This window comes from Streptomyces violascens, assembly GCF_014649955.1.
Classification (GTDB): domain Bacteria; phylum Actinomycetota; class Actinomycetes; order Streptomycetales; family Streptomycetaceae; genus Streptomyces; species Streptomyces violascens.
The window spans coordinates 1-25,822 of the sequence record NZ_BMUA01000049.1 but is presented as its reverse complement, the minus strand read 5'-3'; the positions used below and the strand labels follow the sequence as shown (position 1 = coordinate 25,822).

At 68.8% G+C, this 25,822-nt stretch carries 21 protein-coding genes and 6 pseudogenes; 20 read left to right on the top strand and 7 right to left on the bottom strand.

From position 1 onward, the window contains the following. The 3 genes from IE206_RS40735 to IE206_RS40725 all read left to right on the top strand — a co-directional run. Positions 1-716: helicase-related protein (locus IE206_RS40735; protein ID WP_189971577.1), on the top strand; the 716-nt coding region annotated here is incomplete at its 5' end. Between the two features lie 45 nt (positions 717-761). Then, positions 762-1,169 carry a CBS domain-containing protein gene (locus tag IE206_RS40730; RefSeq protein WP_189971575.1) on the top strand — a complete coding sequence of 136 codons (408 nt, stop codon included), beginning with the start codon at positions 762-764 and terminating at the stop codon, positions 1,167-1,169. Between the two features lie 55 nt (positions 1,170-1,224). After that, positions 1,225-1,533 carry an SCO5918 family protein gene (locus IE206_RS40725; RefSeq protein WP_189971573.1) on the top strand — a complete coding sequence of 103 codons (309 nt, stop codon included), beginning with the start codon at positions 1,225-1,227 and terminating at the stop codon, positions 1,531-1,533. 1,492 nt (positions 1,534-3,025) lie between these two features. On the opposite strand, the gene IE206_RS40720 is transcribed toward IE206_RS40725, so the two are convergent. Continuing rightward, positions 3,026-3,649, bottom strand: a complete 624-nt coding sequence (locus tag IE206_RS40720) for a type III effector protein (protein WP_189971571.1) — start codon at positions 3,647-3,649, stop codon at positions 3,026-3,028. Positions 3,650-3,776: 127 nt separating this feature from the next. Between IE206_RS40720 and IE206_RS40715 the strand changes: the two genes are divergently transcribed. The 4 genes and pseudogenes from IE206_RS40715 to IE206_RS43790 form a co-directional block, all read left to right on the top strand. Beyond that, complete coding sequence (locus tag IE206_RS40715; protein ID WP_189971569.1) at positions 3,777-4,208, top strand: Hsp20/alpha crystallin family protein; 432 nt, start codon at positions 3,777-3,779, stop codon at positions 4,206-4,208. 93 nt (positions 4,209-4,301) lie between these two features. Further along, the gene (locus IE206_RS40710) at positions 4,302-4,697 is read left to right on the top strand and encodes a DUF2267 domain-containing protein (RefSeq protein ID WP_189971567.1); all 396 of its coding nucleotides are present in this window, start codon (positions 4,302-4,304) and stop codon (positions 4,695-4,697) included. 69 nt (positions 4,698-4,766) lie between these two features. Next, complete coding sequence (locus tag IE206_RS40705) at positions 4,767-5,204, top strand: DUF2267 domain-containing protein (RefSeq protein ID WP_226599153.1); 438 nt, start codon at positions 4,767-4,769, stop codon at positions 5,202-5,204. Between the two features lie 577 nt (positions 5,205-5,781). Further along, positions 5,782-6,016 (top strand): annotated as a pseudogene (locus tag IE206_RS43790) (NADP-dependent oxidoreductase); the annotation flags it as partial. Positions 6,017-6,062: 46 nt separating this feature from the next. Here IE206_RS43790 and IE206_RS40700 read toward each other — a convergent pair. Continuing rightward, positions 6,063-8,435 carry a non-reducing end alpha-L-arabinofuranosidase family hydrolase gene (locus IE206_RS40700; RefSeq protein ID WP_189971565.1) on the bottom strand — a complete coding sequence of 791 codons (2,373 nt, stop codon included), beginning with the start codon at positions 8,433-8,435 and terminating at the stop codon, positions 6,063-6,065. A 594-nt stretch (positions 8,436-9,029) separates the two neighbouring features. Beyond that, positions 9,030-10,565, bottom strand: coding sequence for a sigma-70 family RNA polymerase sigma factor (locus IE206_RS40695; RefSeq protein ID WP_189971563.1), 1,536 nt, complete (start codon positions 10,563-10,565; stop codon positions 9,030-9,032). 241 nt (positions 10,566-10,806) lie between these two features. Here IE206_RS40695 and IE206_RS40690 point away from each other — a divergent pair, with 241 nt between their 5' ends. From IE206_RS40690 to IE206_RS40675, 4 genes and pseudogenes are all read left to right on the top strand, one after another. Further along, positions 10,807-11,061 (top strand): hypothetical protein, encoded by a 255-nt coding sequence (locus tag IE206_RS40690; RefSeq protein ID WP_189971561.1) that lies wholly within the window; start codon positions 10,807-10,809, stop codon positions 11,059-11,061. 29 nt (positions 11,062-11,090) lie between these two features. Beyond that, positions 11,091-11,330, top strand: a pseudogene (locus IE206_RS40685) (helix-turn-helix domain-containing protein); the annotation flags it as partial. After that, positions 11,329-11,535: pseudogene (locus IE206_RS40680) on the top strand (SAM-dependent methyltransferase); the annotation flags it as partial. The pseudogenes IE206_RS40685 and IE206_RS40680, both read left to right, overlap by 2 nt. Before the next feature lie 50 nt (positions 11,536-11,585). After that, a complete protein-coding gene (locus tag IE206_RS40675) occupies positions 11,586-12,488 on the top strand; it encodes a phosphotransferase (RefSeq protein ID WP_189971583.1) in 903 nt (300 codons plus the stop codon). 143 nt (positions 12,489-12,631) lie between these two features. Here the strand turns inward: IE206_RS40675 and IE206_RS40670 are convergent, their stop codons facing one another. Further along, on the bottom strand, positions 12,632-13,081 hold the full coding sequence (locus IE206_RS40670; RefSeq protein ID WP_189971559.1) for a hypothetical protein: 450 nt from the start codon (positions 13,079-13,081) through the stop codon (positions 12,632-12,634). Here IE206_RS40670 and IE206_RS43880 point away from each other — a divergent pair. Further along, positions 12,983-13,227: pseudogene (locus IE206_RS43880) on the top strand (transposase); the annotation flags it as partial. The gene IE206_RS40670 and the pseudogene IE206_RS43880 sit on opposite strands and share 99 nt — an antisense overlap. On the opposite strand, the pseudogene IE206_RS43510 reads toward IE206_RS43880, so the two are convergent. Beyond that, positions 13,210-14,552 (bottom strand): annotated as a pseudogene (locus tag IE206_RS43510) (NF041680 family putative transposase); the annotation flags it as partial. The pseudogenes IE206_RS43880 and IE206_RS43510 overlap by 18 nt on opposite strands. A 157-nt stretch (positions 14,553-14,709) precedes the next feature. Here IE206_RS43510 and IE206_RS40660 point away from each other — a divergent pair. The 7 genes and pseudogenes from IE206_RS40660 to IE206_RS40630 all read left to right on the top strand — a co-directional run bounded on the left by IE206_RS40660 (position 14,710) and on the right by IE206_RS40630 (position 22,200). Continuing rightward, the gene (locus IE206_RS40660) at positions 14,710-15,525 is read left to right on the top strand and encodes a phosphotransferase (RefSeq protein WP_189971557.1); all 816 of its coding nucleotides are present in this window, start codon (positions 14,710-14,712) and stop codon (positions 15,523-15,525) included. 167 nt (positions 15,526-15,692) lie between these two features. Then, a pseudogene (locus IE206_RS43785) lies at positions 15,693-17,168 on the top strand (NF041680 family putative transposase). A gap of 33 nt (positions 17,169-17,201) precedes the next feature. Next, complete coding sequence (locus IE206_RS40650; protein ID WP_189971555.1) at positions 17,202-17,531, top strand: hypothetical protein; 330 nt, start codon at positions 17,202-17,204, stop codon at positions 17,529-17,531. 646 nt (positions 17,532-18,177) lie between these two features. Further along, positions 18,178-18,786 (top strand): TetR/AcrR family transcriptional regulator, encoded by a 609-nt coding sequence (locus tag IE206_RS40645; RefSeq protein ID WP_226599150.1) that lies wholly within the window; start codon positions 18,178-18,180, stop codon positions 18,784-18,786. After that, positions 18,783-19,130 (top strand): nuclear transport factor 2 family protein, encoded by a 348-nt coding sequence (locus IE206_RS40640; protein ID WP_189971554.1) that lies wholly within the window; start codon positions 18,783-18,785, stop codon positions 19,128-19,130. Before IE206_RS40645 ends, IE206_RS40640 begins: the two co-directional genes overlap by 4 nt. A gap of 415 nt (positions 19,131-19,545) precedes the next feature. After that, positions 19,546-20,763: an alpha/beta hydrolase family protein gene (locus IE206_RS40635; RefSeq protein WP_189971551.1), complete on the top strand. Its 1,218-nt coding sequence runs from the start codon at positions 19,546-19,548 to the stop codon at positions 20,761-20,763. A gap of 636 nt (positions 20,764-21,399) precedes the next feature. Continuing rightward, complete coding sequence (locus tag IE206_RS40630) at positions 21,400-22,200, top strand: maleylpyruvate isomerase family mycothiol-dependent enzyme (RefSeq protein ID WP_189971549.1); 801 nt, start codon at positions 21,400-21,402, stop codon at positions 22,198-22,200. Positions 22,201-22,867: 667 nt separating this feature from the next. Here IE206_RS40630 and IE206_RS40620 read toward each other — a convergent pair. Beyond that, the gene (locus IE206_RS40620) at positions 22,868-23,311 is read right to left on the bottom strand and encodes a hypothetical protein (protein WP_226599149.1); all 444 of its coding nucleotides are present in this window, start codon (positions 23,309-23,311) and stop codon (positions 22,868-22,870) included. A 534-nt stretch (positions 23,312-23,845) separates the two neighbouring features. Between IE206_RS40620 and IE206_RS40615 the strand changes: the two genes are divergently transcribed. Beyond that, complete coding sequence (locus IE206_RS40615) at positions 23,846-24,361, top strand: hypothetical protein (protein WP_226599148.1); 516 nt, start codon at positions 23,846-23,848, stop codon at positions 24,359-24,361. Positions 24,362-24,905: 544 nt separating this feature from the next. On the opposite strand, the gene IE206_RS40610 is transcribed toward IE206_RS40615, so the two are convergent. After that, a complete protein-coding gene (locus tag IE206_RS40610) occupies positions 24,906-25,736 on the bottom strand; it encodes an ornithine cyclodeaminase family protein (RefSeq protein WP_229853380.1) in 831 nt (276 codons plus the stop codon). Between the last annotated feature and the right edge of the window lie 86 nt (positions 25,737-25,822).

The window sequence follows — 25,822 nt, the reverse complement described above, 5'->3', positions numbered from 1 at the left end:
ACCTCCTGGTCCGCAAGTACCTGCACGACCCGGTGGTGCACTCCGTCGACCCGTCGGCGGGCGCGGTCACCACGATGGAGCACCACGTACTGCACGTCCACGGTGCCGACAAGCACGCCGCCACGACCGAGATCGCGGCCCGCGACGGCCGGGTGATCATGTTCCTGGACACCAAGCACGCCGTCGACCGGCTGACCCAGGACCTGCTCGACAGCGGTGTGCGGGCGGCCGCCCTGCACGGCGGCAAGTCCCAGCCGCAGCGCACCCGCACACTGGCGCAGTTCAAGACGGGGCACGTCAGCGTACTGGTGGCGACCAATGTCGCGGCGCGGGGCATCCACGTCGACAACCTCGACCTCGTGGTGAACGTCGATCCGCCGACGGACCACAAGGACTACCTCCACCGGGGCGGCCGCACCGCCCGCGCGGGCGAGTCCGGCAGCGTCGTCACCCTCGTCCTGCCCAACCAGCGCCGCGAGATGAGCCGCCTGATGACGGCCGCCGGGATCACCCCGACCATCACCCAGGTCCGCTCCGGCGAGGCGGAGCTGAGCCGCATCACCGGCGCCCAGGCTCCCTCCGGCATCCCGGTGGTCATCGCCGCGCCGGTGGTCGAACGCCCCAAGCGCAGAGCTTCCTCCCGGGGCCGACGCAGCCCCTCTTCGGTGGCCCGGCGCGCGTCCGTACAACGCTCCGGCTTCAACGCGGCGGCCTAGGGTCTCGTGATCGGAAAATCGGCCCATCTCTGCAGGAGGTACCTTTTGACGTCGGCCCAGATGCAGCCCCGCCCGACAGGCGCCAACCCCGTGCACAGGACGGTGACAGAGGTCATGGACGCGGCCGGACCGCAGGTCTGTGACGACATGAGCGTCGAGGTGGCGCTGGCCGTCCTGGCCGCCGCTCGCACGGGTCGACTGGTCGTCTGTGACCAGGACGGCCAGCCCACCGGCCTGGTCACCCACGCCGACCTCTCCGCTGTCCGCGAGAGCTCCGCCTACACGGACCGCGTCCGCCTGCGTGAGATCCTCGGCGACCACGGACCCTTCGCCTCGCCCGTGACCGCATCTGGTGAAACCGGCCACGCGATGCGCTCCCTACGGCTCGGTGCCCTGTCGGCGGTCGAGAAGCAAGGCAGCACCCAGGGTCGTCTCCTCGCCCTCTCCCACTGAACCGCCGCACCCTGGCAGGTCCGTGTCCGTTCTTCCACTCTCCCTGTGAGGCCACATGCGCTGCGTCATCGCCCGCTTCCCCTTCGAGCTCACCAAGAGCGGCGTGCTGGAATCGATGAAGGGCATCAAGCCCGAACCGGACACCGGCGAATCCGTGACCATCGGCCGTCGCCACTACCCCGTCAAGCAAGTCGGCCAGGTCATCACCCGTCAGGACCGCCGTGACTTCACCGCCGCCGAAGTCCTCCGAGCCATGACGCAGCTCGGCTTCACCTGCCGCACTCTTCCCGCGGGCGCGCCCGTACGCGTCCTCAGCTCGCTTCAGAAAGCTTCCGCGATGCTCGGCACCCCTGTATCCGTCTGACCCAGGGAACAGGCGGGAGCCGGCACCTGAACAGCAGTGGCTCCGACTGGCGCATGCCGGTCGGAGCCACTGCTGTTCAGGTGCCGACCGGTGGCGACAGCGCCACCGGCGACCACGGTCGGGGACATCTGGTTGCTCTGCCCGGAGTCCACCGGCGCGGGCGAACGGCGCGGGCGAAATCAACGAGCAGCCCATCAGGCATCCCCGCGTTCTTCACGGGACTGGGCGAGCCCCTTCGTACGGTTGCCCACCCGGGGGCGTCGGGTGTGGCCCTTCGGGGCTGGTCCGGCGGTTGTAGGCCGGTCGAGGCGAACTATCTCATCTCCAACTACACGGAAATCTATGGTGGCTGGAGTAGACATTGGGTGGTGGCGTGGTTATGGTTTCTCTCGTAACCAAGAAGGACCGCAGGGCCCGGCAGAGATGAACTGCCGGGCAGTAGTACCCGCAGTTGCAGTTCGCAGGACGGTGCGGTGGCGGAGTTTCGAAGCCAGGGTTGTTTCAGGACGGCAACGGGACTGGCCACCGGACCGGGTGACCCGCAGTGATGAGAGGTCGCCATCGGCAATATCGCAGTGGCAGTACCCGTAGGAAGTGCAGTTCGCGGTACCCAGCAGCGAAGTTGGTGAGCAGTACCTCGGTGAAGGCGTCGGCTGCGGGCGCGCGCGCCGGGAAGTTCGGCAGTGGGGTTCTCAGCTCAGCCAGAGGATACGCAGGATGGGCGACGGGGCTGGCTGCCGAAGTGGCGCTGTGAGAGGCCACCAGCAGTACGCAACACCAGCAGAAAGCAGTTCGCAGCTCCCGTTTGGTAAGTGATCGATCAGAGGGAAGAACGGAGGAGCCGAGCACCATCAGGATCGCCCGGGCGGAGTAGTGAGCTCGGGTGCCGCAGGACATCGATAGCGAGGTGGTCTCCGGTCACGAAATCGCGATCCCCGCACCCCCGACAGCAGCCAGGTCGGGTCTGCGGACACAGAAGGCCGGCGCAGTATCAGGGTCGGCAGATGGTGTAGCAGTTCCTTCGGGGCCCGGGTGCCAGTACGGCACCCGGGCCCCTCTATGCGTTCCCCGAGAAGATGTGCAGTGACAGCGGCCGCAGCTACCACTCCATCGCCCGCGAGCTCGGACTGAACCGGCGCACCGTGCGCAAGTACGCACGGGCCATCACCTGGCAGGAGTGCATCCGGCGCGCCGCCACCCGCGCAGGCCCTCCTCGCTCGACTCGTATCTCGGCTATCCGCGCCAACGCTGGGACGAGGGCGAGCACAACGCCTTCGTCCTCCACCAGGAGATCGCCGCCAAGGGCTCCCCGGGCCACTGCCAGCAGGTGAAACCTGACGTTCAATCCCTGCGTCGTGGCCTTCCCCCGGAAGAAGTACCCGAACGGGCACCCACACGCCGAGGGAGGTCGCCCTCTGGATCGCCGCCGCCCCTGAACATCGTGGTCGTCACGTCCGCGATCGGCTCGTGCACGGAGGTGGCGCAAGTCAGGTCAGGGGGGTGTGAGGGTGTCGAGCCGGGCGGTGAGGTCGGGGTGGGTGGTGGTCAGGTAGGGGCGGGTGGCGGTCAGGGGGGCGATGAGGTCGGTGGGGTCGTCGTGGGCGAGGGCCGCGTGGAGCTCGCTGAGCGGGAGCCGGGCGGCGGCGGGCAGGTCGGTGAGGGCGGTGATCTGGCCGGCGAGGCGGCGCAGGTCGGCCGCGTTGGCGCGGGCCCAGGTGGCGGTGGTGCGTCCGGCGGCGCGGGCCTGACGGGTGGCCGTGACGCGTTGTTCGCCGGTGGTTCCGGTGGGGCCGGGGCGGCCGCGCAGGTAGCGGCGTTCGGCGGCCTGGCGGCTGGCGACGCCGAGGGGGTGGGCGAGGTCGGCCCAGCTGGCGCCCGCGTGGCGGGCTGTTTCGATCAGGCCGGTCTCCCAGCCGGCGAGCTGCTCGCGGACCTGTCGCAGTAGCAGCAAAGAGGCCAGAGCCTGCTCCGGGCCCACTTCGGGTGCGTCACGGGACTTGTTCTGGGCGTCTCGCAGTGCGTCGTCTATGGCGTGAAGAGCCGCGGCAGCGGCGAGGAACGAAACCGGGCCCTGGGCGTCCGTGCTGGACGGGGCGGGGCGGCGGGCTCCTGTCATGGGCACCTCCCTCAGATTGTCATCCGACTGATGACATCTTGTTTGTCATCCACTGGATGACATGCTACAACGGTTTCTGTGAGGCGCATTGGCAGCAACTGCCCTGACCTTCTGGAGGTGTTTCACGATGTTGATGCGCACCGACCCCTTCCGTGAGCTCGACCGGCTGGCCCAGCAACTGGTGGGCCCTGGCACCTGGTCGAAGCCTGCCGCGATGGCGATGGACGCCTACCGCGAGGGCGACGAGTACGTGGTGGCCTTCGACCTCCCCGGCGTCACTGCGGACGCGATCGATATCGACGTCGAACGCAACATGCTGACCGTCAAGGCCGAGCGCCGGCCCGCCGCGAAGTCCGACCACGTCCAGATGGAACTCTCCGAGCGGCCGCTGGGCGTGTTCTCCCGCCAGATCGTGTTGGCCGACACGCTGGACACCGAGCACATCAAGGCCGACTACGACGCCGGTGTGCTGACCCTGCGCATCCCGATCGCCGAGCGCGCCAAGCCCCGCAAGGTCACCATCGGCGGGGAATCCACCCGCAAGGAGATCTCCGGCTGAGCCGGAAGCCAGCACCGGCAACGGAGGACGGGCACAGGTTCGCCCTGCCCGTCCTTCGCGGCCCCCGGGGACTCCACGAGGGAGGCGGCGGACATGACCCTGCGCCGGGAAGCGTTCCTCGACCACGTAGTGGAGCGCGGCCAATACGGGAGCCGGGCCGAAGCAGAGCGCGCGGCCCGGGTAGTACTCGCCCTGCTGGGCGCCCATGTGGTCGGCGAGGTGCGCGCCCGCTTGGCGGCGCGCCTGCCGGAATCCTTCGCGCTGATCCTCCTCAACCCGCTGCAGAGCACCGAACCGCTCTCCCCTGAGCGATTCGTGCGCGCGACGGCGGCCTGGATCGAAGGGGCCACCGAGAAAACCGCAGCCTGGGACGTCAGCGCCGTCCTCAGCACGGTCGCCGACGCGGCCGGCGACGACCTGCTGGGGCAGATCCTGCTCCAGCTCCCGGCGGGCTACGACCTCCTTTTCGGCCGCCCCCAGCTCACCTGACAACCACACACCCTGCGGTCCCGGGCCCGCGGCTGTCGGCGACCGCGACGAGAGAAAGGCAATCTCCCCATGATGTGCGACCAGCGGGCGCCGGGACAGCACCTGCCCGTGATGACGTACGACCAGATGCTGGAGACAGTCCGCTACGAGGGCGCCTACCCCACCCGGGAACGGGCCGAGGAAGCCATCCGCCTGGTCCTCGCAGGATTCGGACGCCAGCTGACCGGAGACGAACGCGTCGAACTGGCCGCCCGCCTGCCCTTTGAGGCCGCACGCATCCTCACCACACAGATCCCCGCCACCCGGCCCCTCACCGGCTGGGCCTTCGTCAAGGATCTCGCCACCCGCAGCGGCGCCCCGATGGGAGCCACCCGCTGGGACACCGGCTCCGTCCTCCACGCCGTCGCGGCCCTGGCCGGCCCCGACCTCCTCACTCGCATCCTGCACCACCTCCCCGCCGGCTACGCCCTGCTGTTCGGCCGCGCCGAACTCACCCAAGCCGCATAGAAGTCCCATGAAAATGTGGCGCACTCCGGGGAGCGGAGCGTCACCATCCTCCTGCCGTCCTGCTGAGGGTCGTCATCGATCACGGGGGAGTCCGGCAGCACCGTCAGCAGCGGATCGGCGCCCTCGAACGGTCCCGGTTCCCGCGTCTGCTGCTGATCCCTCCCCGGCTCCCCACCGCCCAGAGACCCCTCCCGCGTCTCTGGGCGCCGGGCCGAGGAATTTGAGCCCGAGGGCGGAGGGAGGCCGGGTCCCGAGGGCGCACGCAGCCGTCTCCCAGCAAGGCTGGTGGCGGTCCGCTGTCCCCAGGCGTCACCGTCTGCGGCTCGAGACGATCCGCGGTACCGCCCCACGGCCGTGAGGGAGTTACCGCCGCAAAACGGGCCACGGTTCAGGAACGCTCCGTGCTGCCCCCGGTCTACTCCCCAAGTCCCGCCCACGACAGCCACCGGACTGTCCAACTCGCCCTGTGCAGAGGCACTTTCGGCTACCCTCCGGCCCCTGACAGGGGGCATGACGCCGACCTTGGTGGCGAAGATACCCACGCCGCCGCCCCGCCGATCAGGACGGTCCGGTGGGCACGTTCGGATTCCTGCGCGGGCTCGGCGCCGAACCCGTGGCGTACGGCCCGGCCTCGCGGACCGGGTCCGGGCTCTGACACCCGAAGGGATCACCGCCGCAACCGATTTGTGCGGAAGGGAGGCGGCCGAGACCGCACTCACGCTCGGAGCGGCTGCCGAGTGGATCAGCAACCTGGTGAAGATCCTGCTTGGCCGCCCGGCCTACGTGAGTTCAACCTGGAACATCGACCAGGGCAAACCGTCGTAGGCCGGGCGTGTTTTCAACATTGGCAGCGGACTTCTAGTGTCGCAGGGTGAGGACGCCCGGCCGGTACGGCAGTTGGTCGTAGGGGCCGTTCGCGGTGGGGGACTTGCCCTGGTAGAGGAACTGGAGGTTGCAGGGGTCGATGGTCATGGTCTGGTCGGGGTTGTCGCGGACCAGGTCACCGTGGCTGATGTCGTTGGTCCAGGTGGCACCGCTGTTGGCCTTGCCCGCGAAGGGGTTGGACTCGGTGGCGGCTTGCGGGGCCCACGATCCGCTCAGGCTGGAGGCCGTGAACGAGCGGAAGTAGCGTTGCTCATTGGCGCCCCGAGCCTCGACGACCATGAGGTACTGGTTCTGGCCCTGGACCTTGTAGACCTGCGGCGCCTCGAACAGGTTTTTCACCGTGTCGCTCATGACCGTCGTGTACGACGAACCGAAGTTGCCCGGGAAGTTCCCGATCGGCATGCTCGCCCGGTAGATCTTGCCGTTGTCACCGGCGAAGAACAGGTACATGTTCCGGTCGTCGGCGATCAGGGTCTGGTCGATCGGGGCAGCGCCCGGGATGCCGCCGGTGAACAGCGGCTGCGGCGCGGACCAGCCGTTGGGGTTGGCCGGGTCGCTCGACGTGCGGTAGATGAAGGGCCACGCACCCCACTGGTACGCCAGCACCCAGATCTTCTTGGGCGCGAAGTAGAACAGAGTGGGCGCCACCGCGGCCTGGCCCATCCCGGTCTGGCGGGCCGACGCCATGTCCGGCCAGTTCGTGAAGGGACTGAACATCATCGAGCCGTACGACGATCCCGACACGTTCGACGCGTAGACCAGGTGCTTGCCGTTGTACGTCACGGTGGTGAAGTCCTTCACCGAGGTCCACCCGTTCGCCGGCTGCGCCAACGCACCCGTCGAGGTCCACCGGTACGTCGAGGGAAGAGCGCACGTGCTGCCCGTCGGCGCGGGCGCTGTCGGGGTCGGCGTCCCGGACGGGCCGCTCCACTTCTGGTTGCTGCCGGACCAGCAGGAGTACAGCTGGATCTTGGTGCCGTTGGCGGTGGCCGCACCGACGGCGTCGAGGCACAGCCCGGACTGGACGCCCGCGATCGTGCCGTTGGCGTTGATGATCCACTGCTGGTCGGCGCCGCCGTTGCAGTCCTCGATCACGACCGCGGTGCCGTTGCTGGTGCCCTTCGCCTTGGCGTCCAGGCACTTGTTGCCGTAGACGGTCAGCTGCTTGGCGGAGGTGTGGGTCCAGCGCTGGTTGGTCTGTCCGTTGCAGTCCCACAGCTGTGCCTGGGTTCCGTTGACGGTGCTGGAGCCGTTGATGTCGATACAGCGACCGGAGGGGACACCCTTGATCGCCGCGCCGCTACCGGTCCCGCCGGGTGTGGTACCGGAGGCGGCCCTGAGGGCGTTCATGACGGCGGTGTAGGCGGGCTTGGGGTTGCCGTTGTCGTCGAACAGCAGGGGGCTCTCGCCGCTGCGCCAGGAGTCGCGGTCACGGATGCCCCATACCGTGATGCCGGTGCACCGGCCAACGGCCAGGCAGGCGCTGACCGCGTTGGTGTAGTGGATGGGGGACGCCCCTGCGATGTCCAGTTCGGTGATCTGGACGTCAACGCCCAGAGCGGCGAAGTTGGACAGGGTGGTCTGGAAGCTGGACGGCGGGCCGCCGGCGCCGAAGTGGCTCTGGAACCCGACACAGTCGATCGGGACGCCGCGGGACTTGAAGTCCTTCACCATCCGGTAGACGCCCTGGGTCTTGGCGTCGGTCCAGTTCTCGATGTTGTAGTCGTTGTAGCAGAGCTTGGCTGCGGGGTCGGCGGCCCGGGCGGTGCGGAACGCTTCCTCGATGAAGCCGTTGCCCAGCACGTTCTGGAACACCGAGCTGCGGTGCTGGCCGCTGCCGCCGTCGGCGAACGCCTCGTTGACCACGTCCCAGGCGTAGATCTTGCCCTTGTAGTGGGTCATCTCCGTGGTGATGTGGTTGTTCATCACGCTGCGCAGGGTGTTCGCGTCGCCAATTGAGCTGACCCAGCCGGGCAGTTGGGAGTGCCAGACCGTGGTGTGGCCGCGCATGCGCTGGCCGTGCGCCTGGGCATGGTTGACGATCTGGTCGGCGGGGCCGAAGTTGAACTTGCCGCGGGACGGTTCGATGGCGTCCCACTTCATCTCGTTCTCCGGGGTGATCATGTTGAATTCCCGGTCGAGAATCGTGGAGTACGTCGAATCACCGAGCCTGCCGGCGGCCACAGCGGTACCGAAGTACCTGCCCGAGGGAGCCGCCTGCGTACCCAGGGCGGCGGCTCCGGCGGAGCTGGGCAGGAGCGTCACGACACCGGCCACCAGCGCCGCGGCCGACAGTCCTATCGTCAATGTCCGGCGACGCCGGCCGAGACGGTGCAGGCCCTTCATGATTCTCCTCGGGAGTCGCGGGTCGGCTCGGGCGCCGTGATCGTGCGCGCATCAGTCGGTACCGCCTGATCCGCCCAGCGGTGGGTGCGGTGCAGGACGGGGGGCCGTTCCTGCGTACCGGTCGTCCGGAGTTGTCGGGTGTGTCCGGTCATTGGAGGGGCTTTCTTCAGGGGACATGTCAATGAGAGGTCGGGGGACCCTGCCGCGGCGGTACGTCATGGTGAGCGGCGGGAAGGGCACCCCACAGAGTGGAGGCCTCCGAACTCGCGGTCTCGTAACAGAAATGTCGGGCCGCCCGGACGATTGCTCAGTGATGCATCTCGCAGGCAAAAAGCGTTATGCCGAACGTTGCGGTCTGGTCGTCCCTTTGGAAGGGGCGCGCCGTCCCGATCGGTTGCGATGGTTTGTGGAGTCGTATCGGTGGCGGTTGCCTTGATCAGCCTTCAGGTCGGTCACGGCGAGGCAGCTGTCGATGAACGAGGATCGAAGCTGCATCGGCGCAGCAGTCGGTTCACCGCCGGGTCGAGGAAGCTGTGGCGCAGGATCACCGGCTGTCGCCGCGCGCCTCGGTCCAAAACGCTCAAGGAGCCGTTCTCAAGCCCAGGGCCTGCGCATGATGAAGGAAGCCTGGCCGGCGAAGGCCCGGGTGCCGTCGGAGCCATCGAGCCAGATACCCCCGTTGCGGTGGCGGAGGACCGAGCCCGGATAGTTGTGCGCGTGCAGGGTTACCGACCCCGCGACCGCCCCGGCGCGCGGACAGAAGGTGGCGTCTTCACGGAACAGTTCGCTGCCGTCGTTGGTGCTCAGCCGTAGGTGCAGGTCACGATGGCGCAGATAGCGGCCGTCGGCGGCGCGGAAGGTGACGCACCGCGTGTTGGCCAGCCCCCCGATGACCGTGAAGGTGACCCGTTGCCGCGTCTGGCCGCTGCTGGACGCGGAGACTGGGCCGAGCGTCGCGAAGTCGCCGGCATACGTGAGGTACAGGGCGGGGTCGTCCACGGACTGCAGCGACTGTGCGCCCAGCGGAACAGTGCCTGCGACGGCGGACGGACTCACCGGGGACGGTGTGGCCGACGTGGTGCGCGACGGGATCGGCGTGGGATGGCCGACCGTGGGAGCGGCGGTGACGCCGGGTTCCCGATGCGTCGGTTCGGGCCAGGCCGCGTAGGTCGCAGTCCCGGCGATGAGCACCGCGCCGGTGGCGAGGCCCACCAGCTGATGAGCGGTCACCGCGTGGAGTTTGCCGAACAGCGAGCTGTGCAGAGCGCCTTCCCCCACCGCCGTGCCGGCGGCGACGTGCGCCGTGGCCAGCCCGGCGGCGCTCGCGGCCGTACCCGACAGCAGACCCTTGGCGGCCAGCGCGGCGATGAGTCCGGCCGGGACGGCCAGTGGCGCGAGGCTGAAGAGAAGGAGTTCGGCCGGGACCCGTTTCGGCGTCGCCGTGCACACCGGGCATGCGCGGGTGTGCCGCGCGATCCGCTTGCGCCACACCGATGTACGGAGACCGTCCCAGCCGACGACGGTCTCGTCCAACTGCGGGCAGCGCGGGTCGGTCTCCAGCGCTGCGACGATCGTCCGGGTCAGTTCCAGCTGCTCGCGCATGCGTTGCAGGCGTACTCCGACGTGGGCGACTGTGAGCCCCGTGGCGGCGGCGATGTCGTCACGGCTCAGCAAACCGGCGCGTTCCTGCCACCACAGCGACAGCAGCACCCGATGGTCCGCGTCCAGCCACTGGGTGGCTTCGACAACCTGACGGCGCTCGTCCGACATGTGCAGACGCAGGATCGTCATGTTCTCGGGTTCGGCGTCGGCGTCCGGTATCTCGTGTGCCTCGTCGATGAGCGCGGTCCGGTCGGCGAAGGTGCGCTGCCGATGCCAGTGGGAATTGATCTGGCGGAGCGTGATCGACACCAGCCAGGACCGGAAGCTCTCCGGGGCACGCAGGGCAGGCAGGTCGCGCACCACCCGCAGCAGGGTTTCCTGGACGACGTCGTCGACGTCGGCATGTCCGCTCAGCGCTCGCCCGACGATGTTGTAGAGCAACGGAAGGTACGCGGCGATCAGTTCCTCGCGTGCCCGATCGTCACCGGCCTGCGCCGCGACGACCAGCCCCGCGTGGTCCGCATCCATGCGCCCCATTCCCACCTCTCTCAGGAGAGCGATCCGCCGAGTACAGCGCCACACCTTAGCCGGGCGCTGACTTTTTGAGTGAACGGCAACTTCCGCCGCCTCAGGGGCAACTGACGGGCGCCTCGTAGGCGAGCACATGCGCGCTCCCACTCACGGGTCGTCCGGTCCAACCGCCGCATGCCGCCGTGCACCGCTGATCCGAGCGGGTTGCAGCGAGCATGCCGAAGCAAGGAGTGGCCGCATGAACGAGATGGATTCCCCGGTGGACGGCAGCGGCCGACTCGCCGGCCCGGCCGGTGGCCCGCGGCGTCCTCGGGGGCGCCATCGCCGGCGCCGGACGGTGTTGGGCCTGGCGCTGGGCGCAACCGGTGTCCTCGGCCCGTATCTGCTGTTCGTGTCGGCAGACTCGGAGGCCGCCACGGTGGAAACCGAGGCGTACTACGGGTTGGTGTCCGTCTGGCAAATCCCGTGGTGGTCACTACGCCTTGTCCCGTAACTGCTGGTCGGGGGTGAGATGTTCTTGCTGTGGCTGGTGTAATCACGGCGTCGGAGCCGTCCTGGACAGCCCCGTTCACTGGGCTGGGCCCGCGTCAGTTCGGCAGGCTCCTCACGTCGTTGCGGCGTGAGGGTGCCGACCCTGGTCGCACGGGTCGGCTGTGGAGTCTGCCGTTGGAGGACCGGGTGTTACTGGCTGCCGCGTAGTGGCGGACCAACCTGACGTTGCGCCAACTCGCTCCGCCGTCCGGGGTGTCGAAGTCCGCGGCAGATGTGGCGCAGGCCGTTGCACGCGATGACCGATGCCTTCACCACCGCCGGCTTCCGGCTTTCCGTCACCAGCGAGCCGCAGCCCGAACCGGCCGCCTGGGAGCTGTTCCCGGACGGCTTCCAGGATCGTTCGACCAACCCCAACTTCCTGTTCTTCGTCGTCGAGGTACCACCGTCGGCCACCGACGCAGGCAGCCAGTCGTAGATCGCGAGCCAAGGCAGAGTCGGTGCCTGCCCCCAGTACTGTGGCTTCGCATGACCGACTCCGAGATCGAGATCACCGCAGACCTGGTCCGCGACCTGCTGCGGGAGCAGCATCCAGACCTTGCCGGGCTGGCCATCCGCGAGGTGGCGGGTGGCTGGGGCAACCAAATGTGGCGCCTCGGCGAGGAGTTGGCCGTACGGATGCAGCGCATGGACCCCACCCCGGAGCTCCAGCTCAAGGAGCGGCGGTGGCTCCCCGTGCTGGCCCCGAGCCTGCCGCTCCCGGTGCCGACCCCGGTGCGGCTTGGCGAACCGTCCGAGCGCTTCCCCAAGCACTGGACCATCATGACGTGGGTTCCCGGCGAGCCACTGGACCACGGCTCGATTAGCCGCGGCGACCACGCGGCCGACACACTGGCGGGCTTCCTCCGGGCGCTCCATGTGGAGGCGCCCGCCGAGGCGCCGATCAGTACGGACTTCGGCGCCCACCCCAGGGACTGTGTGGAGGGCTTCGACCACTTCTTCCAGGCCGTTGCCCCCGCCGACGTCGCTGCCGATGTCCGGGCCCTCTGGGACGACGCCGTCGCGGCGCCCGATTGGAAGGGCCCGCCGCTCTGGGTGCACGGCGACCTCCATCCCGCGAACGTCGTCGTCTCGGACGGAACGCTCTCGGGCATCGTCGACTTCGGTGCCCTGTTCGCCGGCGATCCTGCGTGGGACCTCGCCGCCGCATGGCTGCTGCTGCCCGCGGGCACGGCCTCACGGTTCTTCGACACGTACGCGCATGCAGACGAGGCGGCGATCCGGCGCGCCCGCGGGCTGGCCGCTATGAAGAGCCTGTTCCTGATGCTCATGGGGCAGAACGGAGACCGGGGCCTTCCCGGCGGCAAGCCGCATTGGGGACCTGCAGGCCGGGCGGCACTTGATCGTGTTCTCAGGGGCGGTTTGGTGTAGGCATGGAGCGACGTCCTCCTCCGACACCTCGGCGCTCAGCTGGGCGACGGTGGTGTTCAGGCGTCGGGCCGTCGCGGTAGGCCTGGCGGACTTGGCCTTGGCCACCGTGGCAGGCCACACGGGTGACGCGTTGGCGGGAACGCTCACCCGGCGCCTGCTCGATCCGGCTGGCTCCGCTCGTTCACGCCGACGCCTTCCGCGCGCGGTCTGCGTATGGGGAGCACGTATGCACCGGCGTCACGGCCACTCAGAGGGGCGTTCTCCATCGTGAGAAGGTCGATCGCTGTGGCGTAGACCTGGAGTCGTTCTTCGAGGTCGGCGCAGTGCTGGCGGAGGTCGGCGTACTTCTTCTTGAGCTGCTCGTGCTCGCTGAGCTTGCGGCTGAACGCCTCGGGCGTGCTGTCCTGGGTCTTCACCCGGGCTTGGAAGAGCCCTTTGAGGTCGAGGTGCTGGTGGGTGAGGTGCCAGCGTTTGACGTCGGCTTCGATCGCGAGCTGGGAGATGCTGAGGCGTCCGTCCGTGTGTCCCTGCTCGGGCTGCTGTCCGCCGTCGAGCGCAAGCACTGCTGGCGGCTGGCGGAACAGGCTGGTCACGCACGTCCCGGCCGATGCGGCGTCTGTTGCGAAGCGCCCCCTGGGACGCCGATGCCGTCCGGGACGAAGTCCGCGCATACGCCGTGGACCACCTCGGCAGCGACGGCGGCGTGCTGATCGTGGACGAGGGGTTTCGGTGCACGGGCCGGACAGTGCAGGTGCGGGCGGAGGTTCCGAAACCCCCGGCGGACTCGGACCGGGGTGAACCGGCCGGGTTCGGCCGGCCTCTCCCAGGGGCGGCGGAGATCGGCCGCGGCTTCGCGCGTTAGCCGGAGCTGCGTGTGAGCAGCGACTACGAGCCACGTCCAGCCGTCTCCGGCCTCGAGGGTTCGCAGCTTCGGACGGGTCCACCCGAGGGTCTGTTTCATCAGTCGGAAGATGTGCTCCAGGTCGAAGCGCCTCAGAGACGCCTGCCAGCGCAAAACGACGTCCTTGCCGCTCAAGCCGGTGGCGGACGACCACAGCCACAGCGGCAGCGGATCGTTGCGTCAGGCAGGCGGCTGGAGGCGGATCAGTGTGCCTTCGACGATGGGGGAGTTCGCCGGTGTGGTCGATCCAGGCAGAGCGGATGGTCAGGCGGGGCCGGATGCGGTCCCAGGCCATCGCGCGGTCGGTGCCGTACCGGTCGGTGACTTGCGCCGTGGCCGCGTCCGGGTCGCCCCAGGTCTCCGGCGAAGCGGAACTCCTCGCCGTGCTTCGGCGGTCGCCCGCCCTGGGGGTAAGCCAGGGCGTACTCCTTGAGCGAGGGCGTCGGCCGTCGCATGACGCGGTCGGAACACATCCGTCCCAGCACCTCGATCGGGAGGCCGTCGAGGAGGTGGGCCATGCGCGGGGCGGCGTAGCCGGCGCCGAAGACGATGAGGATGTCGCTGTCGCCGAAGTGCCAGCGGCCCATCTCGATCAAGTCCGTGACCACACGTCGGAGTTGGGTGGCGGTGACCTCGGCGACGTCGTCCTCGGGCCCGAGACGGACGGCGTCAAGAAGCTGGCACCAGGACGTCCGGCCCGATTCGAAGGCGGCGACGAAGGAGTACGGCCAGCCGGGGATGAACTGGTCCGAGGAGCGTCCGCTGCGGCCGTAGACGTGGCAGAACAGTCGGTCCGCGCTTGGTCGGCGCGTCGGGGCGCAGCCAGTTGCTGACGGCGACCTGACGTCGACCTGACGTCGACCGCCAGGACCGGGCGGCTGTCGGCGGCCTGCGGCATCGGCAGAGCGGCCAGCACCTGACGCAGCCGGGGCACGTTCACGTTCCCACTGTTTAATGCGTCGTACATCGCTCCATGCCCGCGCCGGTGCTCGGCCACCAACGTCGATCAACCGGCGAGGTAACCGGACCGTCCGCGCACAGCAGCGCGTCGATGAGCTCGAACAGTTCGTCTCCGCGCGAGGTCAGGCAGTCGGAATTGGGCCTGCCGGAAGCGTGACGCTTGCACGAACGCCTCCCCGACCAGTGCTTGGGAGCAGATTCACCTTCACGGCCTCCGTCCGACCGGTGCACCTTGGTCGGAGCACATGATCAGGCGAGGGCCGCCCCCCAACGTCCGGTGAATGCCCAGGTGAACGTCCACGTTCGAAGCGTATTTCGAAACGCCCCTCACGCGGCCGACCTGGCGATAACGTGATCGATATGGCAGCTGAGGGTGAAGTCACAGATGACGAAGCACTGGTCGGCGGCATGGCGAACGCGGGCGCAGTCGTCCGGCGTGGCACCCTGGTGGAACGCCCGGCCCCGCGCGCCGCGCGCACCCTCCACCGCTACCTCCTCGCGCTCAAAGAGCACGGCTTCGACGCGGCTCCCACGCCGGTCGGTCTCACCGCGGACGGTCGCGAACGGCTGACCTTCATCCCCGGCGACGTCGCCCTGCCTCCGTTTCCGCGCTGGGTGATGACGCAGACCGCGCTGAGATCGGTGGGAAGCCTGCTGCGGCGCCTGCACGAGGCCAGCGCGATGATCCCGGTCGATACAGACGTCGAGTGGTCCCGGGACCTGGCCGACCCGGAGGGCGGGACGATGCTGTGCCACAACGACGTGTGTCTGGAGAACGTCGTGTTCCGCGACGGTCGTGCGGCTGGCCTGATCGATTTCGACCTGGCGGCCCCCGGCCGACCTCTGTGGGATGTCGCCATGACCGCCCGGTACTGGGTTCCCATGCTCGATCCCGAATCCGCGACGGCTCTCCATCCCGCTGGGCTGGACGCCCCGACGCGATTGCGGATCCTCGCCGACGGCTACAGGCTCTCCCGGCAGGACCGCGCTGAACTGCCCGACGTCATCGAACAAGCGACCGCGTCCTGCCGGGCCTTCGTCGCCGACCGCGTGGCCGGCGGGGACCCCGCCTACATCCAGGCTCTGGCCGAGCGCGGGGGCTGGCAACGCTGGGACCGTATGCAGGAATGGCTGGTGACGCACCGCGAAAGGTTCACGTCAGTGCTGCTGGAGTGACGGACGGAGAGTAAACGACAAGCTGGCCTTGTCATTCAACGACCGGCGTCGAACGTGGTTCGAACTTGATCAGCGTTTTCGCACTTCAGCGGACACGCAGGCGGCCCCCGTCTGATCCTGTGCTCCGTCACAGAGTGGATCAGCGAAGCCCGCGGTCGTGAGTTTGGGTGCATCAGAGCATCCTGCGGGATGCGTTCGCGGAAGTGTTCCGCTCCGGTCGGAGCTGTACGCGTCTCTGGCCGTGCGGGGCGACGTGTTGTTCGAGCTGTGCGACGCGCCGCTGTGCACGGACGGGCCGGTGCGGACGCTGGTCGATCTCGCGCTCGCGCCCGAGCACCGCCGTGGGCACGGAGCGCTGTACGGCGGACTCAACCAGGGCCGGATTGATGTTGCCCGGCTGCGTCGTGCCCTGACTGGGGTGCCGCTGACACGGGCGGCGGAGGGGCGGCTCGTGCTGGCGGTGGGTATCTCGCCGTGGCTGCGTCAGGACGCCAACACGCGTGCTGACCGGGCCTTTTGCCGCACCTTCGGTCAGGGTGAGGGCAAGCATCAGGTGGTGCCCGGCTGGCCGTACTCGGTGGTGGCCGCGCTGGAGACCGGCCGCACGTTCTGGACGGCGGTGCTGGACGCGGTCCGTCTGGAGCCTGGCGCCGACGTCGCCGCGATGACCACCGTGCAGATCCGTGAGGTCATTGAGCGGTTGATCGCCGCGGGCCAGTGGTGCCCGGGTGACCCGGAGCTCTTGGTCGTGCTGGACGCTGGATACGACGCCCCGCGCTCGCCCACCTGCTGGATGGCCTGCCGTCGAGATCCTCGGCCGGCTCCGTTCGGACCGGGTCATGCCGCGTCCGACACCCTCGCGCGAAGAGTTCCATCTGGCCAACCCCAAGGGCGGCAGCCCAAACACGGCGGCGAGTTCGTATTCGGCGACCCCGCAACCTGGGGCGCCGAAAGGCCGTGACGGTAACGGACACCCGGCTCTACGGGAAGGGGACCACGCAGGCGTGGGACCGGCTGCACCCGCGGCTGCCCCGCCGGGCCACATGGCTCGACCACGGCGGACCGCTGCCACCATCGAGGGGACGGTCATCCGTCCGGTCGTTCAGAAGCCGCCCAGCGGCGGGGTCAACAAGCCGGTCTGGCTGTGGTGGTCGGGCACCGGCGCCACCACAGTGGAGGCCGACCGCTGCTGGCAGTCCTTCCTTCGCCGCTTCGACATCGAGCACATATTCCGCCTGTTCAAGGACATCTTCGGCTGGACCAAGCCCCGGCTTCGCAGCTCGGAAGCGGCCGACCGGTGGATCTGGCTCGTGATCGCTGCCTATGTCCAGCTCCGGCGCGCCCGGCCGTTGGCCACCGACCTCCGCAGGCCCTGGGGGAAGCCGACCGAGCCGGACAGGCTCACTCCCGCCCGCGTCCGCAGAGTGTTGAGGAACCTGCACGCGAAGACCGGCTCCCCGGCTGGTGCACCGAAACCATCCCGCCCCGGCCCGGGCAGGCCGCCAGGCTCGAAGAACCAGCGACCGGCCACCCGTCACGACGTCGGGCGAGTCCTCGCCACCGGCGAGGCGTTCAGCCGCCCCGCCCATCACAAAGTCGGCACCAAGCTCTGCCGCGGGGCACCTGAAGTCCCGCCCGCCTGAAACGTCAGGAAGCCGACCAGGTTGGATGGTTCCATGGTGAGACAGAAGCGGGAGAAGAAGGGGCGACCTCCCTTCGGCATGCCGAAGGGCATCGTCCTGCTCGCGACGCCGGAAGGCTGGCGCCACAGTGTCCTCACCGTGGACGGCGGGATGCACTGCGGGCGCCTCAGCGACGTTCCGGTCAACGCCGACCCAGCCGAGGCACGGGCCGCCGCGGCGGCCATGGTGATGGGACTCGCGCACGACTCCCACGAAGCGCGCGTCGACGTGACCTGGGATCCGCCCCGGGAACCCGGGTCCTGGACCGCCCAGATCACCGTTGCCGCCTCCCCACCGAACGCCTTTGGTCAAACGACAAGCTGAGCCCGTCCGAGGTGTCGGCTGCCCTGGAAGGCGAGACGCCGACAGGGCGGCTCGGCGACTTTCCCCGCTGGGCCTTCCGCGGGGACGGCCAGTGGAATCTCCATGAGGACAGGTTCGAGAAGGCCGGGGTGAGCGCGCACTACTGGACGCATCCGGACGGCGTTCCGCGCCTGGGTGCCATGACCTCCTGCGGCCGCACCGGACCCAGGTCCTCCATGCCGGCATCCCACTCGTCGGGAGACCCCCCTCCGTCCTCAACGCGGCCATCATCCAGCACTGTTGTCGGACGTCGAGGGCCACGACCTGGGCCTGCGCTCTGCCCTAGCTCAGCGGTCACCTGGGACGGGCTCCAGCTGATCCTGGACACCACCAGAGCCGGGGACGCCGCCATCAGCGAGGCCACGTTCTGCACGGAGGAATGGGAAATCTAGGGACGTAGGCCAGGCAGCCCGCCGGGCTCAGCACGCTCATGGCTGAGCATCGAAGTTGGCCATCTGGGCCACCTACGGTGCTCCGTCACACCATGTCCCCTCTCGCTGATCCCTGACCGATCTCACAGAACTTCGACCGTTCGCCCGCGACCGCTGGGGGTGGACGGGAGGGGCCGCCGTGCCGCCGTGCTATTTTTGTGAGCGATCGTTCAACTATGGGGGTGTCGGTGGGCCGCAAGCAGCTCTGGGATCAGGCGGACGTACTGGCCCGCGCCATGCGGCTGTTCCGCCGCTGCGGCTACCTCGGGGCCTCGCTGCGGGACATCGAGGAGGCGACCGGACTTCATCCGGGCAGCCTGTACCGGGTCTTTCAGAGCAAGGAGGGCCTGTTCTGTGCCGCACTGGACGCCTACAACGACCAGGTGGTGCAGGGCCGCGTCCGGGCTCATCTCCTGGAACCGCCGGACCCTGTGGCGGGCATCCGGTCGTTCTTCACCTCGACGTTCGAGACCGGCCTCGATCCCGACCCGGGATGTCTCCTCACCAACACCGCGGTGGAGTCCTTCACCGTTCCGCAGGCCGCCGCGGGAGTACACCGAGGGCTGGAGACGATCGAGTCCGGCTTCGCCGACGCGCTGACGCGCGCCCGCGCTCTGGGCCTGCTGTCGGCGGATCTGGACGTCGAGGCGTCGGCAGCCCGGCTGCTGGCGCTCTATCAGGGCCTGCTGGTGCTGGTCCGGGCCGGTGCTCCCGTCACGAAACTGCACACCATCACCGATGGCGCAATGGCGTCGATCGGCTCCGACAAAGAAGGACAGTCATGAGCGACTCACAGCAGCTCTGGACGAACTACGCCGCATGCTGGTCGGCCGACCCCGGCCAGCGGATTGCCGCACTCGGCGCGGTCGCGGTCGATGATGTCGCCTATCGGGACCCGGGCACGGAGGTGGGCGGGCTGACCGAACTGGCCGCCTACATGGCCGGATTCGCCGGAGCCTTCCCCGGTCACCGGTTCCGTATCGACGAGGTGGTCGAGCACCACGACCGGTCGCTCGCACGGTGGACCCAGCTCGGCGAGCAGGACGAACCCGCCATGACGGGCGTGAGCACCGCACTCCACCGCGACGGCCGGCTCGCTGACATCACCGGGTTCTTCCTCCCCGCGTAAGCGGATCCCGCAGCCTCGCCGAGCCCTTCGCCGACCGGCCGGCGCCGCTCGGCGAGGTTACCGGCCACTGCCACGCTGCCGTTGCCAACGAATTAGATGAGCTGGTCCGATTCGCTCGTCGCTTCGGATGAGGCATGGGCATTACCCACCGTTTCGGGCGGGGTCAGCGAGGGGCTCCTCCGTCGTTGGGCAGCCCGGGCCGGCCGCTTCTGGTCCAGCCGGCGCTGCTGCAACTGCTGTGGTGCGGAGAGATGGCTGCCGGCCCGGGACCGGGAGGACGACACCGACGACCGCATCGGCCTCAGGGTGTAAACCCGTGGGCCGATGCTGCACGGCAGGGGCCCCTGGCAGTCTTCCCCTGTGCCCACGGACTGGCCGTCGCGGCACTTTGACGATCCGTGACCACGGAGGTCCCATGACCACCACGTCGTTCATCACCCAGAGAAGCATGACGCGCCGCCGCATAGTGAGGGCCGCGCTCGCCGCCGGGGCCGCTGTGCCGCTTGCCGCCATCGCCAGCCCCGCGTGGGCGGCACCGGGCGCCGCACCCGTCCCGGAACGGCTCACGCTGCCCGTGCCCACCGGGCCGTACCCGGTGGGCACGGCCCAACTGCACCTAGCCGACCGGTCGCGCCCCGACGACATCGCAGGCCCCGGGCACTTCCGCGAGCTGATGGCCACCGTCTGGTACCCGGCCCGGAACGTCGAGCGCTACCCGGTGGCGCCCTGGATGCCGGCCGGCGCCCTCCAGGCGTTCCTCGCCGACGTGGGGTTCAGCGACCTGGTCCCCCTGGCGCCGCTCACGGTCGGCCACGTGGGCGCTCCGGTGCGGCGGTCGGGCCCACGGCTGCCCGTCGTCGTGTTCTCGCACGGCGCGCACAGCCACCAGGGCGACCACACCCTCATGGTCCAGGAGCTCGCCAGTCACGGATACGCGGCCGTGACGGTGGCTCACCAGTACGACACGTACACCGAGTTCCCCGACGGACGGGTCGCCGTCCCGCTCGACGACCGGAAGGCACCGACGCTGCCTGGGGACTTCGCCGCCGACCTGCGGTTCGTCCTCGACTGCGTCGAGCAGCTCGCCGCCGGGTGCAATCCCGACATCGCCCAGCGGGAGCTGCCGACCGGACTGCTCGGCTCCCTTGACCCGCGGCGCATGGGTGCGTTCGGCTGGTCGAAGGGCGGAACGGCCACCGCCTGCGCCACGCTCGCAGACGAGCGCATCCGGGCCGGACTGAGCCTCGACGGCCCGATGCAGATGAACCCGCCGCTGGCCGGCGACCTGGACCGGCCGTTCATGATGATGTCTGCCGAGTTCACCCGGGCCACGGACCCCGAGGCCGCCGCGTTCTGGACGCACCTGCGGGGATGGCGGCTGAACATCCAGGCCCAGGGCGGCGCCCACATCTCGTACGGCGACAATGAGGCGCTGTTCCCGCAGGTGGCGAAGCTGCTCGGATGGAGCGAGCAGCAGCTCCAGGACGTGATCGGCACTCTCGATCCCGACCAGGCCGTGAAGATCCAGCAGGCCTACCCGCTCGCGTTCTTCGACGCACACCTGCGCCACCGTCAGGGGCACCTGCTCGACGGACCGTCCCCGGCCTTCCCGGCAGTGACGTTCCTCCCCTGAGAACCGGGGCCATGGCGCAGGGGCCCGGAGGAGCAGGACGACCGGGCCGAGTTCCACCCGAACTGCCCTGGGTCCAGCGCGCCGTGGGACAACGTGTACGACACTCAAGGGACCCGCAGTCGAGATCGGTGGGCAAACGGACGGTCAAGATCCCTTCGTCAGAGCCTTCAGGGGTACCCAGTGGTGGCTGAGGCGGTTGCCGATTCGAAGCCGCGTGACCGGACCGGACCGACTGAGACAACACTCAGCATCAATCCAGCCGGGCCCAGATCACCTGAGATCTTCGGAAACGCACCGTCTCAAGTGATCTGGTCGCCGCAGGCCACAGCCCTACCCGCAGACCAGATCGTTTGAGACGGGACACCACGTACGGCTCCGCCGCAAACGAGGAGGCGCTCCCAGCCATGGGCGAGGTGCCGAGCGCACAGGCGCGTCATAGGTTGGATCTCCGGTCACGGGATTCGCAGAGGTTTCCTGTGCCGCGTCCCATTTGGGTTGGAGCAGTAAGTTCTGGCCTGGTATCCGTGCGCAGCTTGTCACGCGAGCGGAGGGAGGCGAGGACGTCTGCAGTGGCCAGCCGGCGGTGACTGTGAAAATCGCTGTCCGATCGGCGGAGTACGGTGATAGACATCCGGCGTGGAAAAGAATCTTGAGTTCCCCGACCTGTTGCGACTGATCGATGAACGGTCGACCGCCTTCCGTGCCGTGGTCGCCGCCGCGCCCGGTCTTGACGCACAGGTGCCGTCCTGCCCTGGGTGGACGCTGTTCGATCTGGTGAAGCACCTGGGCGGGGGAGACCGCTTCTGGGCCGCCATCGTCGGCGCGGGGCCCGCCGACGCGCCCCCGGCCGAGGCCGTCGCCGCGCGCGCCGCGCTGGAAGTGCCGCAGGAGCGTGAGGCCCTGCTGACCTGGCTGGACGCGTCGACGCAGCTTCTGCTGGGCGCCCTGCGCGCGGCGGGACCGGAGAGCGGTTGCTGGACGTGGTGGCCCGCGTCGCAGTCACCGCAGACCGTCGGCGGCACCGCCCGGCACCGGGTCCAGGAGACCGCGGTGCACACCTACGACGCCCAGCTCGCCGGGGGCGCCCCGCAGCCGCTGCCGGTCGAGCTGGCACTCGACGGTGTGGAGGAGTTCCTGTTCACCGTCTGCGCAACGCCGAGTGCCTGGCCGCACAAGCCCACGGCCTTCGACTTCCACGCCGCCGAGGGCCACTCCTGGCGCCTCACTGTCGACGGCGACGGCGCACGCACCATCCGCATCCCGGCGCCGACAGCCGCGACCGGCGAGGACGTGGACGCAGCCGGCGCCTCCGTCCACGGCACGACCAGTGAGCTGGTCCTCTACCTGTACGACCGGATCCAGGCCGACTCCTTGCACGTTGACGGAGACGCAGGGCTGCTCGACCTGCTCCGCGCCTGGGAGCCGGAGGAGAAGTAGGACGTAGCGGGGGCGGTTGGCCGAGCTGCGAGCCGGTAGGACACGACTCTTCGCCAGGTTCGTCAGTCGCGCGCGGCAACCGGGCTCAAACCCGGGAGGCGGCCTCGGGGCGTCACCAACCCGACCGTCTACCTGGAGGGCAGTGCGAATCTGTCCGTCCCAGCGATCACGAGAAACGACGCGACTGCTGTCGTCCCGATCTCGTCGAGAAGTCAGTGGGTCGGGTGACTGCGGCGGCTGCCGTGCATGAGAGCAGGGCCTCTTGGTAGCTCGAACGGTGTCGAAGCCAACGTGCCTTCCAAGAGGCTCTGTTGTCGCATTTCTACGGCAACGCGGGAATCGCGGGGGTCCACTTCGGCCACTCTCGCGTGTGACTGTCTGCCTCACAGGTTCGGGAATGCCAGAGACCACGGGGTGCGCGAGCATCGGTATCCCACCGACATGTCGGACGCAGAGTGAGCGGTGGCCCGTTCAGGTCTCAAACCGACTCTGACAGGGAAGCGCCGGCAGCCGCCCCCCCCGGGTCGACCGGGACTTGTACAAGCCGACTCAAGAACTTCCGCGCCATCGCCACGCGCTTCGACAAGAGGGTGGGCATGTGTCTTCCACGGAACAGTCACTGTCGCCGCGATCCGCCTGTGGCTCTGTCCGCAGCGAAGCGCACCATTCAGAGGTCCTCGGCGCCCGGGTAGTGCTGGCGAAGTTCGCTGAGTACGCGCTCGTGGATAGCCCTGACCTCCCACGAGGAGCTGTCGAATTCGGTCAGGACGAGCACCAAATCGTTCCCGGCAAACCCTCGTGCTTCGGCGTCGATCAACTGGAGGAAGGGGGTCGTCAACGACAACAGCGTCAACGTGTCCATCCCTGCACCGGCGGACCTTCTCTCCATCTCGGCACAGCGAGGATCGACGATCTCGTCGAACTGGACGTGCCATGTCAGGTCCAGGCTGAAGCTACCGAGGCGAACCAGTAGCTCAGCCAGGGTCACGTAGTGCTTTCCGTGCCAGGCAGGAAACGTGATCCCCTTCATCCCCGCCTCTGCTGCGGCTGTATCGCGCGCCATGCGGCCCCCTCCGTTCACCGCACAGTAGGCCACGTCCCTGATCAGCACGCGACCCATCGAACAGGGCCTGGCGGACGACGCACCGTGTAACTCGGCGACCGCCGATCGGAGGATCGCACCACCCCATGGCCTAGGCCGATAGCCGTGCTGTAGCGCCGGGCGCGCAGCCTTCCGATGCTGGATCGAGGGGCATGAGCTCCCGGACCAAGTGCACGGAACGGATGATTCCCATGGGTTGGCACTGGTGGCCGCGTCCATTGCCAAAGCCAAGGTGGCCATTGCCATGGTGGGGAGGGTGGGGACCGTGGGGAAGGCCATCGTGGCCTTGGCCAGGCGCCGCTGTCGACCACGAGGTCCCCCACACGTCCACCGTTCCCGCGAACAATGAGGAGATGGTCAAGCTTTTCGTACGGGAGCGGGATGGCACGCCCTGGTGGACGCCGGCGGCACGCAAACCCGTGCTCATGCTTCACGGCAGGAGTGTTCCGGTGCTCGCCGGTTTCGATCTCCAGTACAAGACGTACGGCTGGGCCGAGGCGCTGGCGCAAGCCACCGAGTTCGCTGCCGAGCCCGGGGTTTCCGATGTCCCTCGGTACGAGACCGGGCCTGGAGACGGGATGGAACGCCGAGCTGCGCTCCCCGGACCAGCGGGAACCTGGCATGGTGGAAGTGGTGTGGGCGGCTTACATGGACAGCGAACCGGTCGGCAGCACCTGGGGGCCACCGGAGTGCCTGAGCCGCAACAGGAGCTTCGTCCGGTGGGGATGGAACGGGACAACCGCGGCGCAGGGCCAAGTCCTCGGGGGAAGCGTGCCCGTACTGATCGTGGACGGGGAGCACGACAGGACGGCGAACACGACACCGCCGAGCTCGAATGCGGAGCTCAACTTCTCGGTCCGCGCGCTGTACGACGCAATCGGCGGACCCCACAAGCTGATGGTCAAAGCCCTCGGTGCCGGACACCGGATGCCCCGGGAACGCCAGCACAAGAATCTGCACAACTTGTCGGTGCAGTGGATCAAGGGTCAGCAGGTCGACGGCAACACCACGGGCGTCTTCGCCATGGACGAGAACGGCGTGATCAGCCCGTCTCCGTGAGGCGGCGAAGCCCCAGTCACGAACGGGCGCGGGCTTGCGAAGTCCCAGCCGCCGGTCACCAGCGCCGCCGCCAGCACCCGGTGACTCGATCGATCCACCGGGGCCGCGCCCTGTACTCAGCGATCGCGTCCGCGACCGACTCGGGCGTGGTGCCCTTGGGGCGGCCCCCACAACACCCGGCGCACCGCGTCGAGCCTGATTAGGTCCTCGGGCGGCAGGTTCAGCGACTCTACGGGCATCCAGAGGTCCGTATGGGCCACCGAGAGCATGTCGGCTGTCTTCGATCAAGCCATCGCCCCGTGCCCAGCCCCCCGGGGCCACCTCGTGGTCCTGGCTGTCCACCAGCGCCCCGGACCGGGCCAACTCCAGTCCGAGCCATGCGGGCACCGTAGACGTCACGGCAGCGGACGACGAAACGGACCTCGCTGTCGGTGTACGCACCTATGCGTGCTCAACCGTGTACGGGCGAATGTGCTCAACCGTGCGCTGTGGCTTGCGGATCGAGTAGCCGCTCGGGTGGGGCGATCTCCTGCTGGTGGTGGCGTCACTGCAGAGTGATCTCCTCGCCGATCGATTGCTCGCGGGCGGCCGCGATGACCAGAGCCGTGGCTGCGGCGTCCTGTACAGCCACACCGACCGATTTGTAGAGGGTCACCTGATCCGGCGAGGTGCGTCCCGGCTTGCTGCCTGCGATGAGTTCGCCCAGCTCGGCATGGACGTGATCGGCCGTGATGAGGCCGTCGCGGATCGGCATGAGCAAGTCGTTGCTGCCCACGGGTGGTGGGGCGAGCGCGGCCTGGCGCGATTCGACGCACACCAGTGCCCCGGCGACCGTGGCGTCGTCGATCTCGCGGCCGGCCGGGTTGTAGCCCACCGACGTGATGTGCACCCCGGGTGTCAACCAGGGGCGGCGGATCACGGGTTCGACGGCGTGCGTGGTCGCTGCGGCGATGTCCGCGCGGTCCAGCGCCTCGGCGTAGCTTCCGGCGGCCTGCACGTCGGCATCGAGGACGGAGGAGAGTTCCTCGGCCAGGGCAGCGGCTTTCGCCGGGTCCCGGCCGGCCACACGGATCTGCCGGATCGGGCGGACACGGCAGATCGCGCGAGCGTGGGAGCGGGCCTGCACGCCAGTGCCTAGCACGGCCAGCACTGACGCGTCCTCGCGGGCCAGCAGCCGCGCCGACAGCGCGGAGCAGGCGGCGGTCCGCGCTGCGGTGATGGCTGTACCGTCCAGCAGGGCAGCGGGCTCGCCGGTGTCCGGATCGAATGCCACGATGAGAGCCTGATGGGTCGGCAGCTGAGCCCCGTCGTTGTGAGGGAAGAGGGACACCAGCTTGGTCATGAGCATCCCGGCCGATGCCAGGTAGCCCGGCATGGCCGCCAGGAATCCATCGTGTTCGGGCACTAGTAGTACTCCGTTAGGTCTTCCGGTCGGGCGTGTTCGGGAGCATGGTGGGTGGG

Coding starts and splice junctions, on each gene's coding strand:
- IE206_RS40650 (WP_189971555.1), top strand. CDS start 17,202: ATGGTGAGACAGAAGCGGGAGAAGAAGGGGCGACCTCCCTTCGGCATG.
- IE206_RS40640 (WP_189971554.1), top strand. CDS start 18,783: ATGAGCGACTCACAGCAGCTCTGGACGAACTACGCCGCATGCTGGTCG.
- IE206_RS40690 (WP_189971561.1), top strand. CDS start 10,807: ATGAACGAGATGGATTCCCCGGTGGACGGCAGCGGCCGACTCGCCGGC.
- IE206_RS40675 (WP_189971583.1), top strand. CDS start 11,586: ATGACCGACTCCGAGATCGAGATCACCGCAGACCTGGTCCGCGACCTG.
- IE206_RS40705 (WP_226599153.1), top strand. CDS start 4,767: ATGATGTGCGACCAGCGGGCGCCGGGACAGCACCTGCCCGTGATGACG.
- IE206_RS40610 (WP_229853380.1), bottom strand. CDS start 25,736: ATGCCGGGCTACCTGGCATCGGCCGGGATGCTCATGACCAAGCTGGTG.
- IE206_RS40695 (WP_189971563.1), bottom strand. CDS start 10,565: ATGGATGCGGACCACGCGGGGCTGGTCGTCGCGGCGCAGGCCGGTGAC.
- IE206_RS40720 (WP_189971571.1), bottom strand. CDS start 3,649: ATGACAGGAGCCCGCCGCCCCGCCCCGTCCAGCACGGACGCCCAGGGC.
- IE206_RS40615 (WP_226599148.1), top strand. CDS start 23,846: ATGTCCCTCGGTACGAGACCGGGCCTGGAGACGGGATGGAACGCCGAG.
- IE206_RS40645 (WP_226599150.1), top strand. CDS start 18,178: ATGGGGGTGTCGGTGGGCCGCAAGCAGCTCTGGGATCAGGCGGACGTA.
- IE206_RS40700 (WP_189971565.1), bottom strand. CDS start 8,435: ATGAAGGGCCTGCACCGTCTCGGCCGGCGTCGCCGGACATTGACGATA.
- IE206_RS40660 (WP_189971557.1), top strand. CDS start 14,710: ATGGCAGCTGAGGGTGAAGTCACAGATGACGAAGCACTGGTCGGCGGC.
- IE206_RS40725 (WP_189971573.1), top strand. CDS start 1,225: ATGCGCTGCGTCATCGCCCGCTTCCCCTTCGAGCTCACCAAGAGCGGC.
- IE206_RS40715 (WP_189971569.1), top strand. CDS start 3,777: ATGTTGATGCGCACCGACCCCTTCCGTGAGCTCGACCGGCTGGCCCAG.
- IE206_RS40710 (WP_189971567.1), top strand. CDS start 4,302: ATGACCCTGCGCCGGGAAGCGTTCCTCGACCACGTAGTGGAGCGCGGC.
- IE206_RS40635 (WP_189971551.1), top strand. CDS start 19,546: ATGACCACCACGTCGTTCATCACCCAGAGAAGCATGACGCGCCGCCGC.